Origin of the sequence: Hyphococcus aureus (assembly GCF_042643165.1) — a bacterium.
Classification (GTDB): Bacteria; Pseudomonadota; Alphaproteobacteria; order Caulobacterales; family Parvularculaceae; genus Hyphococcus; species Hyphococcus aureus.
This window is the reverse complement of the sequence record NZ_JBHRSH010000001.1, coordinates 601,231-615,221: the sequence shown is the minus strand read 5'-3', so window position 1 is coordinate 615,221 and position 13,991 is coordinate 601,231. Positions and strand designations below refer to the sequence as shown.

10 protein-coding genes and 1 tRNA gene are annotated in these 13,991 nt (G+C 58.4%); 9 read left to right on the top strand and 2 right to left on the bottom strand.

What is annotated here, in order from left to right; translation table 11 throughout:
• Positions 1–43 precede the first annotated feature (43 nt).
• Entirely contained in the window at positions 44–688 is a 645-nt protein-coding gene (gene cmk / locus ACFOOP_RS02815) for a (d)CMP kinase (protein ID WP_379881488.1), read from the top strand.
• A gap of 174 nt (positions 689–862) precedes the next feature.
• A complete protein-coding gene (rpsA, locus tag ACFOOP_RS02810; protein WP_379879345.1) occupies positions 863–2,566 on the top strand; it encodes a 30S ribosomal protein S1 in 1,704 nt (567 codons plus the stop codon).
• 68 nt (positions 2,567–2,634) lie between these two features.
• Here rpsA and ACFOOP_RS02805 read toward each other — a convergent pair whose 3' ends face one another.
• The gene (locus ACFOOP_RS02805; RefSeq protein ID WP_379879344.1) at positions 2,635–3,882 is read right to left on the bottom strand and encodes a hypothetical protein; all 1,248 of its coding nucleotides are present in this window, start codon (positions 3,880–3,882) and stop codon (positions 2,635–2,637) included.
• 193 nt (positions 3,883–4,075) lie between these two features.
• Here ACFOOP_RS02805 and mutM point away from each other — a divergent pair, with 193 nt between their 5' ends.
• The 6 genes from mutM to gyrB all read left to right on the top strand — a co-directional run bounded on the left by mutM (position 4,076) and on the right by gyrB (position 12,406).
• Positions 4,076–4,936 carry a bifunctional DNA-formamidopyrimidine glycosylase/DNA-(apurinic or apyrimidinic site) lyase gene (gene mutM, locus ACFOOP_RS02800; protein ID WP_379879343.1) on the top strand — a complete coding sequence of 287 codons (861 nt, stop codon included), beginning with the start codon at positions 4,076–4,078 and terminating at the stop codon, positions 4,934–4,936.
• Positions 4,937–5,064: 128 nt separating this feature from the next.
• Positions 5,065–5,331: a 30S ribosomal protein S20 gene (gene rpsT, locus ACFOOP_RS02795; protein ID WP_379879342.1), complete on the top strand. Its 267-nt coding sequence runs from the start codon at positions 5,065–5,067 to the stop codon at positions 5,329–5,331.
• Positions 5,332–5,964: 633 nt separating this feature from the next.
• Positions 5,965–7,392 (top strand): DnaA ATPase domain-containing protein, encoded by a 1,428-nt coding sequence (locus ACFOOP_RS02790; RefSeq protein WP_379879341.1) that lies wholly within the window; start codon positions 5,965–5,967, stop codon positions 7,390–7,392.
• Positions 7,393–7,667: 275 nt separating this feature from the next.
• The gene (gene dnaN / locus ACFOOP_RS02785) at positions 7,668–8,786 is read left to right on the top strand and encodes a DNA polymerase III subunit beta (protein ID WP_379879340.1); all 1,119 of its coding nucleotides are present in this window, start codon (positions 7,668–7,670) and stop codon (positions 8,784–8,786) included.
• A 2-nt stretch (positions 8,787–8,788) separates the two neighbouring features.
• Entirely contained in the window at positions 8,789–9,976 is a 1,188-nt protein-coding gene (recF, locus tag ACFOOP_RS02780) for a DNA replication/repair protein RecF (RefSeq protein ID WP_379879339.1), read from the top strand.
• An 18-nt stretch (positions 9,977–9,994) separates the two neighbouring features.
• Entirely contained in the window at positions 9,995–12,406 is a 2,412-nt protein-coding gene (gene gyrB, locus ACFOOP_RS02775) for a DNA topoisomerase (ATP-hydrolyzing) subunit B (RefSeq protein ID WP_379879338.1), read from the top strand.
• A gap of 9 nt (positions 12,407–12,415) precedes the next feature.
• Here gyrB and ACFOOP_RS02770 read toward each other — a convergent pair whose 3' ends face one another.
• The gene (locus tag ACFOOP_RS02770) at positions 12,416–13,435 is read right to left on the bottom strand and encodes a TraB/GumN family protein (protein WP_379879337.1); all 1,020 of its coding nucleotides are present in this window, start codon (positions 13,433–13,435) and stop codon (positions 12,416–12,418) included.
• Positions 13,436–13,886: 451 nt separating this feature from the next.
• Here ACFOOP_RS02770 and ACFOOP_RS02765 point away from each other — a divergent pair.
• A tRNA-Arg gene (locus ACFOOP_RS02765) sits at positions 13,887–13,963 on the top strand.
• Positions 13,964–13,991: the final 28 nt, after the last annotated feature.

Below are 13,991 nucleotides of genomic sequence, written 5' to 3'. Positions count from 1 at the left end.
CATAAGTGACCTCCCGATGACTGACGCATCCGGGACTTCCCCTATTGTGATCGCGCTCGACGGGCCCGCCGCTTCCGGCAAGGGGACGCTGGCGCGCCTGATTTCCGACCATTACAGTTTCGCCTATCTCGATACGGGCACGCTTTATCGCGGCGTCGCCTGGCTGGTTCTGAAGGAAGGCGGCGATCCGGCCGATCCGGCATTGGCGGCGGCGGCGGCGCAAGGCTACGCCATCGAGAAAATCGCCGGCGCCGATATCCGCACCAAGGAAGTGGGCGCCGCAGCGAGCGTTGTTGCGGCCAACACGGCGGTCAGGGCGGCGCTTCTCGACTTCCAGCGGCGCTTTTCTGAGAAGCCGCCAAAAGGGGCCAAGGGGGCTGTTCTTGACGGCCGCGACATCGGCACCGTGGTCTGTCCGGACGCGACGGTGAAATTCTTCGTTACGGCGAGCCCAGAAGTGCGCGCCCACCGGCGCTGGCTGGAGCTGGTTCCGGCCCGCCCGGGGCTCGAAGAAGCCGAGATATATCAGGACCTTCTGGAGCGTGACGCCCGGGACGCCGCCCGCGACGACGCGCCCATGGCGGCGGCGGACGACGCGGAGTTGCTAGACACGACTCATTTGTCTATAGACGCGGCCTTCGCGGCGGCGCGCCGCGTGATTGACGGCGTTTTCCGGCGCTGCGGCTGAGGTTCAGCCGTCCGCCGATCCAAATCTGAAAACGTGTTTTTGTGTCCGTCTATCCGGAATTTGCGCCGTCATAACTTTAACTCGGCTCATTTGTCCGGCGGGGCCAACCTTCCGGAAAGACCGCCGGATCAACCGGTAGGCACTTAAAGCTGAAACCTGGAGACTGTCACACTCGTGTCTGAAACCCTTAACCCGACCCGCGACGATTTCGCGGAAATGCTTGAAGCTTCCCTTGTTGGCCGTCAGGATTTTGAAGAAACGGTCGTACAAGGCAAAATCACCGCCATCGAAAAAGACGTTGCTGTCATTGATGTTGGTTTGAAAACCGAGGGCCGTGTCCCTCTCAAAGAATTCTCCCAGCCTGGAAAGCCCGCGGATCTAAATGTCGGTGACACCGTCGAAGTCTTCGTCGAGCGCGTTGAAAACGCCAATGGCGAAGCGGTGATCAGCCGCGAAAAAGCGCGCCGCGAGGAAGCCTGGTACCGTCTCGAAAAAACCTTCGAAAAGAACGAACGCGTCGACGGCGAAATTTTCAACCGCGTCAAAGGCGGCTTCACCGTCGATCTCGGCGGCGCAGTTGCGTTCCTTCCTGGTTCACAGGTCGATATCCGCCCCGTGCGCGACGCCGGCCCGCTGATGAACATGCCGCAGCCTTTCCGCATTTTGAAAATGGACAAGCGCCGCGGCAATATCGTTGTTTCGCGCCGCGCCATTCTTGAAGAAGATCGCGCCGAACAGCGTCAGGAAGTCGTCAAAGAACTGAACGAGGGCGATGAGCGCGAAGGCGTCGTGAAGAACATCACCGAATATGGCGCGTTCGTCGAACTCGCGCCGGGTGTCGATGGTCTTCTCCATGTCACAGACATGTCCTGGTCGCGCGTCAATCATCCGTCTGAAGTGCTCGGCGTCAACGACACCGTTCGCGTCAAGATCATCAAGATCAACCCGGAAACGCACCGTATTTCACTCGGCATCAAGCAGCTTTCGCCTGATCCGTGGGAAGGCGTGGCGGCGAAATATCCGGTGGGCGCCAAGTTCAGCGGCAAAGTCACCAACATCACTGATTACGGCGCATTTGTTGAACTGGAAGACGGCATCGAAGGCCTCGTCCACGTTTCTGAAATGAGCTGGGTGAAGAAGAACGTCCATCCGGGCAAAATTGTTTCCACTTCTCAGCAAGTGGAAGTAATGGTCCTCGAAGTCGACGAACAAAAACGCCGTATTTCGCTCGGCCTGAAACAGTGCGCCGACAATCCGTGGGAGCGCTTCGCAGAAGAGCACCCGATCGGCTCCATGATCGAAGGCGAGATCAAGAACATCACCGAGTTCGGTCTGTTCGTCGGTCTCAACGAAGAGATGGACGGCATGGTCCACCTCTCCGATCTCGACTGGAACCGTCAGGGCGAAGACGCGATCAAGGATTATGAAAAAGGCCAGGTCATTCAGGCCAAAGTTCTTGATGTCGATCCCGACAAGGAACGTATCTCTCTTGGCGTCAAACAGGTCGGCTCCGACCCGATGGACGCGATTGGCGATATTTCCCGCGGCTCTGACGTCACCTGCACGGTCACCGCGATCGAAAGCGGCGGCATCGAAGTTCAGATTGGCGCCGAAGAAGGCCCGAAAGCCTTTATCCGCAAATCGGATCTGTCGAAAGATCGCTCCGAACAGCGGCCTGAGCGCTTCGCCGTCGGCGACAAGATTGATGCGCGCGTAACGTCAATCGACTCCAAGACGCGCCGTATCAACGTGTCCATCAAGGCGCGTGAAGTGGCGGAAGAAAAAGATGCTGTGGAACAGTTCGGGTCCGCGGACTCTGGCGCTTCCCTCGGCGATATTCTCGGCGCCGCCCTGAAAGGCGCCAACAAAGACGACTAACGCAAGTTTATTCGCGTTTACGTCCAACGCCCTCGCGCAACCGCGAGGGCGTTTTTTTTATCCTGCTTTTACCAGCTTATCTCGTCGCAATTGGTTTCTTCATCCTCGACGGTTGTCCAGCCATGCACATATTCGATCGGCGTCAGCTCAGCGCCAGCGGAGCCGCCATTGATAACGGTGGCGCCGCTGGCGCCGCCGTCCTTGCCGAAATGCGCGCCTGCGCCCCAACCAGCTGCAAGCACCGTCGCCATCGCCTGGACGCCATTGCTCTTGCCATTGACCAGATCAAAGTCGCCATTCCATTCGCCGATCTCGACTGTTCCGCTGAAACCAGCGCTCAGCCCGCCGGTGGCGACATGGGTTTTGATGGCGCGGCATTCATATGCTGAGGCATTGGAGTTGAATGGCTGGCCGGGGCCGCCTCGCGCTTTCATGGCCCAACCGGAAGAATAGCCATAGCCGACGATGATCGATCCGGATCCGCCCGTCATTAGCGTGACCACCATCACGTCGTCATTTTCCAGATAGCGTTTCATCATGTCGCGGCGAGCCTGATCATCTGCGCCGATGAAGATTCCATCGAGCGTGTCTTGCACGGTGTTATCGCCAGACGACGGCAATTCGCCGGGTGGCGGGTTTTCGGACACCGTGGCAAGCGCTTGTGTAAGGCGCGTTTGCCGGCGGCCAATGTCTGCCTTGTTCTGCTCATAGCGTTGCAGGGTTTTTTCGCGTGCGCCCGGCTCTTCCGGTTGGCATTTCTGAGTCAGCAAGTTGATTTCAAGGCCATCCTTGCAAGCCGGCCCCTTGTCGATAATCCGGCAGATCCTTTGCCCCTTGCCCCCACAGGCGACGCAGCGGTCATCGACCTCACGCAGCCCCTGTTCACAAGGAGCGCCCTGTTCCATCTTCGGGCAGGCTTTCTGATTGTCTTTGCCGCAGGGTCTGCAGTAATCGCCGAATTTTCCAAGTCCCTTGCCGCAGCGGCGTCCCGGTTGCAGCCAGCTACAGGCGATCTGGTCTTTTCCACCGCAACGCACACATTTTCCGTTGTGTTTTTCGAGGCCTTTCTCGCATTGCGGGCCCTTTGTCATGGCCGGGCATGATCGCTGGCCCGCCCGGCCGCAGGGCGTACATTTGTCATTGATATCCCCGAGGCCCGGATTACAGACCGGTCCGCTGTGCCAGATGGGGCAGGGTTTTTGCCCTTTGCCGCCGCAGCTTTTTGCTTCCGCCGGGGCGCTACCGAGCGCCAGAAAAAAGACCGACATTAGAAGCGTTGCGACAAAAATTTGCAGATATGTGGTTGGCCTCGCCATTATTGATCGTCTCCCCGTTAATCGCCGGCTGCGCCGCTACTGTCCTGGGCGGCGAGAAAAGCCTTTTTCTGTCAGTGTGATCCGAAATCGCGGTAAGGGGGTTTGGTCTTGAAGTCATACTGTTTTTGGGAGTTTGCGGGGTAGAGCACTTTTCCATTGCCGATTTTTTCAGGATCGGCTTCAAACACCTGCAATGCCCGAGCTTCCCGAAGTTGAAACGGTTCGCCGCGGCCTCCAGCCGGTGATGGAGGGCGCTGTCTTTACGCGAGTGGAGACGCGTCGGCCGGATCTGCGGTTTCCCCTTCCTGAGAATTTCGCCGGCAGTCTCCAAGGCCACAAGGTCGAGAGCCTTGATCGCAGGGGCAAATATCTGATCGCGCACCTGTCGTCTGGCGAGAACCTGATCATGCATCTGGGCATGTCCGGGCGGTTCACTATTGAGGAAACGGGGAAGTCCCGTCCGGGCGGGTTTGCTCTCGCGCAAGAATGTGATCCCAAACACGATCATGTGGTTTTTGAGATGGCGGGGCGAACGACCGCCCGGATCACCTATAACGACCCGCGTCGTTTCGGGTTTATGGATATCGCCCCGCCGGACGGGCTGGAAACCAGCCGTCATTTCGCGGGGATGGGGCCGGAGCCGCTTGGCAACGGCTTTTCGGCTCAGGCGCTGAAAGAGGCGCTCACGGGCAAGACAGCCCCGATCAAGGCGGCTCTCCTCGATCAGCGGGTCGTGGCGGGGCTTGGCAATATCTATGTCTGCGAGGCGCTCTACAGGGCTGGCGTGTCCCCCAGGCGCAAGGCGGCGTCCGTCGCAGGAAAGCGCTCTGACCGGCTCTATGGCGAAATAATAGCTGTTTTGAGGGAGGCGATCGAGGCGGGCGGCTCCAGCCTGCGGGACTTTGCGTCTACGGATGGGGCGCTCGGCTATTTTCAGCACCGTTTTGATGTCTATGATCGGGAAGGCGAGAATTGTCGCCGTTGTGACAAACCTGTGAGCCGCATTGTTCAGGGCGGGCGGTCGACCTTTTTCTGCGCCGCCTGTCAGCGTTAATATTAGCGAAAAATAAGGCTCAATCCGCTGTTGACGCCCCTAGCCCCGGGGTCTATAGACCGCCGCTCGCGCCGCCATTGAGATGGTGAGGGCGCATAAAGTTTGACCTCCAGATTGAGTGACGGAACATGGCTAATACATCGTCCGCGAAGAAAATGGTTCGCAAGATTGAGCGGCGCACCGCAGTGAATAAAGCACGCCGTTCGCGTGTGCGCACCTTCCTGCGTAAAGTGGAGGAAGCGATTACCTCTGGCGATAAAGCTGCTGCGGAAACTGCGTTTAAAAATGCCCAACCCGAACTGCACCGCGCAGTGAGCAAAGGCATCTTTCATTCTAAGACAGTTGCACGCAAACTTTCGCGTCTCTCGTCGCGCATTAAATCGCTCGCTGCGTAACCGATTATCATCTTTTTCAATTTTGTTTTCGTAACGCGTTCGTAAAATCTTGCGAACGCGTTTTTGTTTTTTCTAATGTAAATTTTGCGGTTTCGCGCACGACTTGCGTCACGCATTGATTGCGCGTTCTCTTTTGATGTAGGGTTCTTGGCGTAACGATTTGTTTTTACTGTAAGCGTGATTTTTGTTGATGTTTTGCAATAAAGTTAGCGTAAAAAAAACGACATAAAAAACACCGTACGGGCGAATCAACGCTTGACGCTCATCCTTAAGATTAACTACACTAGGTTTAGTCAATTTATGACGCGTGCGGACGAATTTCCGCGCCACCAGTTACAGTTTGTTCGGTGTTTTTTGGTCGGCCGTTTTCTCTCTCTCAGCAACGGCCGCCGCGTAGGCACGCTTTTGACTTTAAAAGTCGGGGACATAAAAATGAAAAGCGGCGACTCTCTTCCATTCATATTCATTGACAATAAGATTATGGACGCCGCGGGTCTTCTCAGTTAACCCGACATAGCTGTCGGCCCTTTGGCCGGCTTTCTGACAACAATCGTTAAATCGAAAACTTTGCGCGGGGCGGGGGTGGCCTGTGCAATGGGGGAATTTGACCTTAAATTTCGGGCGGCTTCAAAAATGGACAACGAAAAAGAAATGACCGGGCGGGACAATCAGTCAGAGTTGTTTAAGCGTTATCACGCGGCTTTGCGCGTGCGTGTTGGCGATGCGAAATATGTATCCTGGTTCAAGGATCTTGGACTGGAAGACTACAGCGAAGATTGCGTTACCTTGTCTACCGGGTCCGAGGCGAAGCGCGACATGCTGGATCACCGGTTCTTTCCGGTGCTTGAAGAAACATGGCGTAAGGAGGTCGGCCCTTTTCAAAAGATGCGCCTGACGGTGCTTAAGAGCAAACTCAGCGAGCACGCTGCGCGCATCAATGCGCAGGAAGATCAGCGCGCTGCTGCGGTGGAGGCGACGCCGCTGGCGAAAGCGCGCCAGAAAGACGGAAAAGAGGCGCCGACTTTCGAAGGGCTTGCGACCGCGCTTGATCCTCGGCGCACATTCGAGGCATTTGCTGTTCACGCCTCAAATCGCATCGCTTGGGCGGCTGCACAGGAAGCGTTGTCAGAAGGGCGCGCGCGCGAGCTCATCTATTTTTACGGACCTTCCGGTGTCGGCAAAACGCACTTGCTTCAATCAATTGCGCATGCATGGTCGCAAGATCAAAGCCGTGGCGAAGCGGGCTACGTAACCTACAACAATCTTTCAAACGCCTGCGTTAGCGCGGTCTGGTCGAATTCGACCGCTGCGCTTCACAAGGCGCTGTTGTCTTTCGGTTTTCTCGGCTTTGACGACATTCATTTCTTGAACGGAAAAAATCGCACACAGGAGGAGTTACTTATCGTGATCGACGCAGCGCTCGACAGCGGCAAACAGGTAGTCATTGCAGGCGAGCTTCCGCCCGCGAAATTGGCGGAGGCGGGCCTTAATCAGCGTCTGGCTGACCGTCTCGCCGGCGGCATTTGCGCCCCGATCCACCCTGGCGACGAGACTTTGCGTCTCGCTGTTTTGCAAAAACGTGTCGAGCAAAGCCCGGCAGCATGCCGGATTTCCGATGAGGCGCTCGCTTATATCGCTCGCACCTTCACCCAGTCGACGCGGGAAACCATTGGCGCCCTTAATCAGCTCCTTTTGATGTATGGATCCGAAGAGATTGTGGTCGATCTCGATGAGGCGAAATCTGTCCTCAAATCGCGTCTGGATGACCGCCGCCGCGCCGCTACGATTGATGACGCGATCGCCGCCGGAGCTGAGGCTTTCGGCCTGAAGCTTGAGGATATGACAGGCCGGTCCCAGCCTCAGCGGATTGTTCGCGCCCGTCACGCCGTCGTCTGGTGCGCCCGTGAAGTGCTCAAGGAGTCCTTTCCCCGCATCGGCAAGGCCCTGAAACGCGATCACACAACGGTTATGTCATCCTATCGCCGCGCTCAGGCGCTGATCGAGCGCGACAAGGCGTTTCAGGACGGTGTGAAGCGGATTCGCGAGGCGCTTGAGGGTTGATTTCCGGGCTGGAATTCCGGCCTGAAAAAGCGCTTGAAAACAGTCCTTTGGAAAGACCGCGCCGGCGTGTGAAATGCACGCCGGCGCTAGCTTTTCAGGGGCTGTTTCGGCTATACTGATCAAGGGTTTTTCGCCTTTCGATTCGCTGTTTTGCGTCCTGTTCCGGTGACGCTGAAACGCCGGGGCGGAGGACCTTCCGAACGGCGTTCCCGGGTCTATTTCGCCGATGGGTATTTCCGGCCGTCTGGCAGCATTTTCGAGAGAGCATTCCGCATATGAAAGTTACGATTGAACGGTCGGCCCTGTCCAAGGCGCTGGGGCATGTGCAAAGCGTTGTGGAGCGGCGGAACACGATCCCGATCCTCTCCAATGTGCTTCTGCAGGCGCAGGGCGGCGCGCTCACGCTGACGGCGACGGATCTCGATATCGAAATTTCCGAAGAGGCGCCGGCGGATGTCGCCGGCAAGGGCGCGACCACAGTGTCGGCGCTGACGCTGTTTGAAATCGTCAAGCGCCTGCCGGACGGGGCGCAGGTGCGGCTTGAGCTCGCTTCCGATGAGGGCCGCCTTCAGGTGTCGTCGGGGCGTTCGCAATTTGCGCTGGCCGTTCTGCCGGAAGACGATTTCCCGAGCCTCTCGACGAACGATCTCGAAACGCGGTTCTCCATGCCGACGGCTGATCTGCGCCGCCTGCTCGGCAAGGCGCGTTTCGCCATGTCGCAGGAGGAAACCCGGTATTATCTCAACGGCGTTTACTTGCATGCGCATAATGATGGCGATGCGCCGGCTCTACGCGCAGCGGCGACGGACGGTCACCGTCTTGCGCGCATCGATGCGCCCTTGCCTGACGGCGCCGCGTCGATGCCCGGCGTCATCGTGCCGCGCAAGGCGATCGCCGAGCTTGGACGGCTTCTGGAAGACGCCGAAGAAAATGTTGAGATCGCTGTGTCGCCGGCGAAAATCCGGTTTGGTTTTGGCGCAGGCTATCTCACCTCAAAACTGATTGATGGATCGTTTCCTGATTACGAGCGTGTCATTCCAAAGGGCAACAACAATGTCATGCGGGTTGAGACCAAAGACTTTTCGCAGGCTGTCGATCGTGTTTCGACGGTTTCCGCGGATCGCACACGTTCTGTGAAGCTCGCGCTCGAAGCCGACCGGCTGCGCCTCACGGTTAACAATCCGGAAGCGGGTTCGGCCCTCGAGGAACTGTCTGTCGATTATGGCGGCGATCCGCTGGAGATTGGCTTTAATGCGCGCTACCTCCTTGATGTGGCGCAACAGGTCGATGGCGAAACGGCGACATTCAAGCTTGCCGATCCGTCCTCGCCGACGGTCATTCTCGATGAAGAGGACGAGCGCGCGCTTTACGTCCTGATGCCGCTAAGGGTCTGATCTTGAGCGAAGCGGTCGCCAGAAAATGGGATAGCGAAACGCAGGATGCTGCTGCGGTGAAACGCGCGCGCATCACGCGGCTGACGGTGACGAATTTCCGTTCCTACCCGCGCGCCGAAATTTCTTTTGACGGTCGGCCGGCTGCGATCTCTGGCGCGAATGGCGCCGGCAAGACCAACATTCTTGAGGCGATTTCGCTGATCGGGCCGGGCCGCGGCGTGCGTGGCGCGCGTCTCGACGAATTGCCGCGCATCGACGGCGATGGCGGCTGGGCGGTATCTGCGCGCGTTGATGACGGCGAAGACGAACGGCGTTTCGGCGTCGGCGCCGCCTCAGCCAATCCCGCGCGGCGCATCTGCCGTATTGATGACCGCGACGCCTCGGGACCGGGCGCCTTTGCAGAGCATTTGCGGTTCATGTGGCTGACGCCGGCGCAGGACCGGTTGTTCATGGAAGGCGCGGGCGACCGGCGTAAATTCCTTGACCGCATGACGCTCGCTCATGATCCGGCGCATGGCCGCCGTTCGACCGCTTATGAGCAGGCGATGCGCCAGCGTCAAAGACTGCTGGAGGATGGCGGCCGCGATGAGGACTGGCTCTCCGCCGTGGAAAGCCAGATGGCGGACGCGGGAACAGCGATCGCTGCGGCGCGCCGCGCCATGGTGTCACGGCTTGAGGCCGCCGAGGTGACGTCCGAGGACAACGTGTTCCCCGACGCCGATCTCGCCCTTGAAGGCGATCTTGAAAAAGCGCTGCAATCGGAAGGTCGCGACGCGGTGGAGCGCGACTTCGCAGAGACCTTGCGTGCGCGCAGGCGCCGCGACGCCGAGGCGGGGCGTGCGCTCACCGGTCCTCACCGCAGCGATTTGCTGGTCACTCATCGCGCCAAGGGACGGCCCGCGCGGCTTTGCTCCACAGGGGAGCAAAAAGCGCTTCTCATCGGCCTTGTTCTCGCCAATGCGCGCGCGCTGAGCCTTTCGGACCCGAGCGCGCCGCTGATACTTTTGCTCGATGAAATCGCCGCCCATCTCGATGAGGGAAGGCGCGCAGCGCTGTTTTCAATTCTCGACGACCTTGGCTTCCAGGCGTTTATGACGGGGACAGACCGGTCCCTGTTCGAAGCCTGGGGCTCGCGCGCCCAGCATTTCGATGTGTCGGATGGCGCGGTTCATGAAACCCAATTGACGTAAAAAAGAAAGAAAAGACCCATGGCGAACAACGCCGCGCCGAATGAAGAATACGGCGCCCAGTCCATCAAAGTGCTCAAAGGTCTCGACGCTGTGCGCAAGCGTCCGGGCATGTATATCGGCGACACTGATGACGGATCGGGCCTTCACCACATGGTCTATGAGGTGGTCGACAACGCGATCGATGAGGCGCTTGCGGGCTATTGCGATACGGTTGAGGTGATCCTCAATGAAAACGGGTCCGTCACCGTAACGGATAATGGTCGCGGCATACCAACCGACATCCACGAGGAAGAAGGCGTTTCCGCCGCGCAGGTCATCATGACCCAGCTTCATGCGGGCGGAAAGTTCGACCAGAATTCATACAAAGTGTCGGGCGGTCTGCACGGCGTTGGCGTGTCGGTGGTGAATGCGCTGTCGGAATATCTCGATCTGCGCATTCGCCGCAACGGCAAAGAACATTTCATGCGATTCAAGATGGGTGAACCCGAAGGCGATCTGGAAGTTGTCGGCGATGCGATCAAAACCGGCACCGAAGTCACCTTCATGCCGTCAGAGACCATTTTCACCGGCATCGAGTTCGATTTCGATACGCTTGAACATCGCCTTCGCGAATTGGCGTTTCTGAATTCCGGCGTTTCCATCAGGCTCATTGACAAGCGTCATGTGGAAACCCGCACCGAGGAGATGATGTATGAGGGCGGGCTTGAGGCTTTTGTGCGTTATCTCGACAACGCCAAATCGCCACTGATCTCAGCGCCGATTTCTTTCATTTCTGAAAAAGACGGGCTCGCCGTTGAAGTCGCAATGTGGTGGAACGACAGCTATCACGAAAAGGTTTTGTGCTTCACCAACAACATTCCGCAGCGCGATGGCGGCACGCATTTGGCGGGCTTTCGCGCAGCATTGACCCGCATCATCAACAACTATTCGCAAAGCTCCGGTATTGCGAAGCGGGAAAAAGTGACGGTCACGGGCGACGATGCGCGTGAAGGGCTGACATGTGTTCTCTCGGTGAAAGTGCCTGACCCGAAATTTTCCTCGCAGACGAAAGACAAGCTGGTGTCATCGGAAGTGCGCCCGGTTGTAGAGAGCGCGGTGAACGAAAAGCTCAGCGAGTGGTTTGAGGAAAATCCCGCTGAGGCGAAGCGCGTTGTCCAGAAAATCGCCGAAGCAGCCGCAGCGCGCGAGGCCGCCCGCAAGGCGCGCGAACTGACGCGCCGGAAATCAGCGCTTGATGTGGCCTCCCTGCCGGGCAAGCTCGCCGACTGTCAGGAGCGCGATCCGGCCAAGTCCGAACTTTTCATCGTCGAGGGCGATTCCGCTGGCGGCTCCGCCAAACAGGCTCGCAATCGCGAAAATCAGGCGGTGCTGCCCTTGCGCGGCAAGATTTTGAACGTCGAGCGTGCGCGCTTTGACAAGATGCTTGGCAGTCAGGAAATCGGAACGCTGATCACCGCGCTCGGCACGGGCATTGGCCGCGACGATTTCAATCCGGACAAGCTGCGCTACCACAAAATCGTCATCATGACCGACGCCGACGTCGACGGCGCGCATATCCGAACGCTTCTGCTCACCTTCTTCTTCCGGCAAATGCCGGAACTGATCCGGCGCGGGCATTTGTTCATCGCCCAGCCGCCGCTTTACAAGGTCGCACGCGGCAAGTCGGAGCAATATCTTCTCGACGACAAGTCGCTGAACGATCACCTCTTTGCAGAAGGCATCGTCGAAGCGTCGCTCGTGCTTGAAAATGGCGAAGCGATCGCCGGGCCGGATCTTGCGGAGCTGGTGGCGCGCGCGCGCAAAGTGCGCGAGGCAATCGACGAGTTTCCGCAGCGCTTCAATCGCGATCTCATCGTGCAGGCGGCGCTTGCGCGCGCCTTGTCAGAGGCGCCCGACGGGCCGGAAGCGCAGACGCTGGCGGACAAGATTGCGACGCGCCTCGACATGGTGGCGGACGAGTTTGAACGCGGCTGGAAAGGCGCCCCGGACGGCGAAGGCGGCTATGTGTTCGAACGCGAACTGCGCGGTGTCAAGGAGACCCACGTGCTTCCCCGCGATCTTCTTCTTTCCGCTGACGCCAAGAAAGTGCAGACCGGCATGGACGGACTTGCAGACGCCTTCGACAAGCCCGCGACATGGGCCCGCAAGGAACAGCGGCTGCGGGTGACGGGCCCCAACAGTCTCCTCCGCGCGGTGCGCGCCGCCGGTGAGGCAGGCGTCAAAATGCAGCGTTATAAGGGGCTGGGCGAAATGAACCCGGAACAGCTCTGGGAAACGACGCTGGATGAAAATGCGCGGGTCTTGTTGCAGGTGAAGGTGAAGGAGGCGGATGACGCCGACGACATTTTCTCGCGCCTGATGGGCGACATTGTCGAGCCGCGCCGGGAGTTCATTCAGGAGAACGCCCTCTCGGCGGCGCTTGACGTTTAAAAGCGCCGTCTATTCATCGGGTTCATTATCGTTTGCGGCGTCGGGTATGGTTTCGGCCGCCGTTTCGCTAACGCCATAACGCGATACTTCATAGCCTTTGGCCTCAAGGAGCGCAGGGACGGAAAATTCGCCGCCCACAAGATGCGCGGCGCCGACCGCGACCATCGCCTTGCCGCTATGTTCTCTCAGCTCAGCGTCGAGCGTTTCCGCCCAGGCGGCGTTTCGGTCGGCGATGAGAACATTAAACGCTGCAGGCACTTTCTCGCGCATTTCTTCGTTCAGGCTTGTGTCCACATAGGTGGTGTCTCCCGCCGCCCATGCTTCCACCAGATCGTTCATGCTGTCTCTTTCATCATCCCAATTGCGGATAGTGATGACGAGCATGTCGCGTTCGGTTTTGGGGTCGAGCTGCGTGAAAAAGCCGATTTGCTCTGACATGGTTTCGAAATAGCGGATGTCTTTTCCCATAATTTTCGCTTCGCTGACCAGCGCGCGATCAACGCCAGATCCGGGGTCAAAGCCCTGGCTGTTAAGCAGCTGCAGGGTCAGCGCCAGAAAAGCATTCCATGGACGGAGCGGATCAATCTGGGCAAAGCTCAACTGCAGTTCCTGGGAAATTTCCCTCAGCTTATTCGCGTCACTGATCCCCAGCATTGATGAGAGTTTGACACCGGGAGGGTTGGCGCCTTCCATTCTGATGAGGTTGCCAACTTCCGCGAGGTCGGTTGCATCATCCGGATTGGCCTCGAAATATATGATGTCGGCGCTTTCAAAAGCCGACGTGACAGCGGGATTTCGCCACTCAAGCGATGGCGGCAGGAAGTGGATGGTGCCGAGGAGAATAAACTCGGAATCCTCGTCGGCGACGCGCCACATGGCCGGGGTTGCGATTTTCGCTGCGCCTGCGTCAGGCGCCGCCTGTGCGGGCTCTGGCTCCGGCGGCAAGGGCTGGGGCTGAGCGAGGGCGTGAGCGCTGGAGAACACGATGAAGGCAGAGAGAGCAATCGCCGCCGTCTTGAAATGGTTCATAAAACTCGCCTTTTCGTTTCGCCAGCGCCGTTGTTGCGAGACGCCGACCCTATCTCGCATCTGGATCATAGCCTATCAAGGGGGCGAAATCAGGGCGCCGCCTTATGGTCCGGGCCGCTTGCCCAAGAAGCCCCAATCGCGTACATCCCGGGTCCTCAAAGCGGGTCCCTTAGCTCAGCTGGATAGAGCGCTGCCCTCCGAAGGATGCAACAACAGACTTTTTGAAGACGAAAAACAGAGTGAAATTAGCTAGTTAGAAAAAGCGATCTGAGAGTCGGCAGGCCCGTGTCAGCACCATCTCAGCACCGCCGAATAGTAAGGGATTTAAAGCGTTCGCAAAGCTTCGAATTCCATCAGCGCCACCGCTCCGTCTTGCTGTTGCAAAAGGGCTTGCAAATGCGGCGAAGTGTTGTGCAGAAGAAAGATCAAAACGGACCGATCGTTTCGTTCCGATCCCGTAGCTCAGGTGGATAGAGCGCCAGATTCCGAATCTGGAGGCCGCAGGTTCGAGTCCTGCCGGGATCGCCATTAGCGCAGAGCGTCCGATTCCGACGAG

What these genes read in the sequence shown, in the direction of transcription:
- ACFOOP_RS02805 (WP_379879344.1), bottom strand. Translation starts at nt 3,882, where the DNA reads ATGGCGAGGCCAACCACATATCTGCAAATTTTTGTCGCAACGCTTCTA.
- mutM (WP_379879343.1), top strand. Translation starts at nt 4,076, where the DNA reads ATGCCCGAGCTTCCCGAAGTTGAAACGGTTCGCCGCGGCCTCCAGCCG.
- rpsT (WP_379879342.1), top strand. Translation starts at nt 5,065, where the DNA reads ATGGCTAATACATCGTCCGCGAAGAAAATGGTTCGCAAGATTGAGCGG.
- ACFOOP_RS02790 (WP_379879341.1), top strand. Translation starts at nt 5,965, where the DNA reads ATGGACAACGAAAAAGAAATGACCGGGCGGGACAATCAGTCAGAGTTG.
- dnaN (WP_379879340.1), top strand. Translation starts at nt 7,668, where the DNA reads ATGAAAGTTACGATTGAACGGTCGGCCCTGTCCAAGGCGCTGGGGCAT.
- gyrB (WP_379879338.1), top strand. Translation starts at nt 9,995, where the DNA reads ATGGCGAACAACGCCGCGCCGAATGAAGAATACGGCGCCCAGTCCATC.
- ACFOOP_RS02770 (WP_379879337.1), bottom strand. Translation starts at nt 13,435, where the DNA reads ATGAACCATTTCAAGACGGCGGCGATTGCTCTCTCTGCCTTCATCGTG.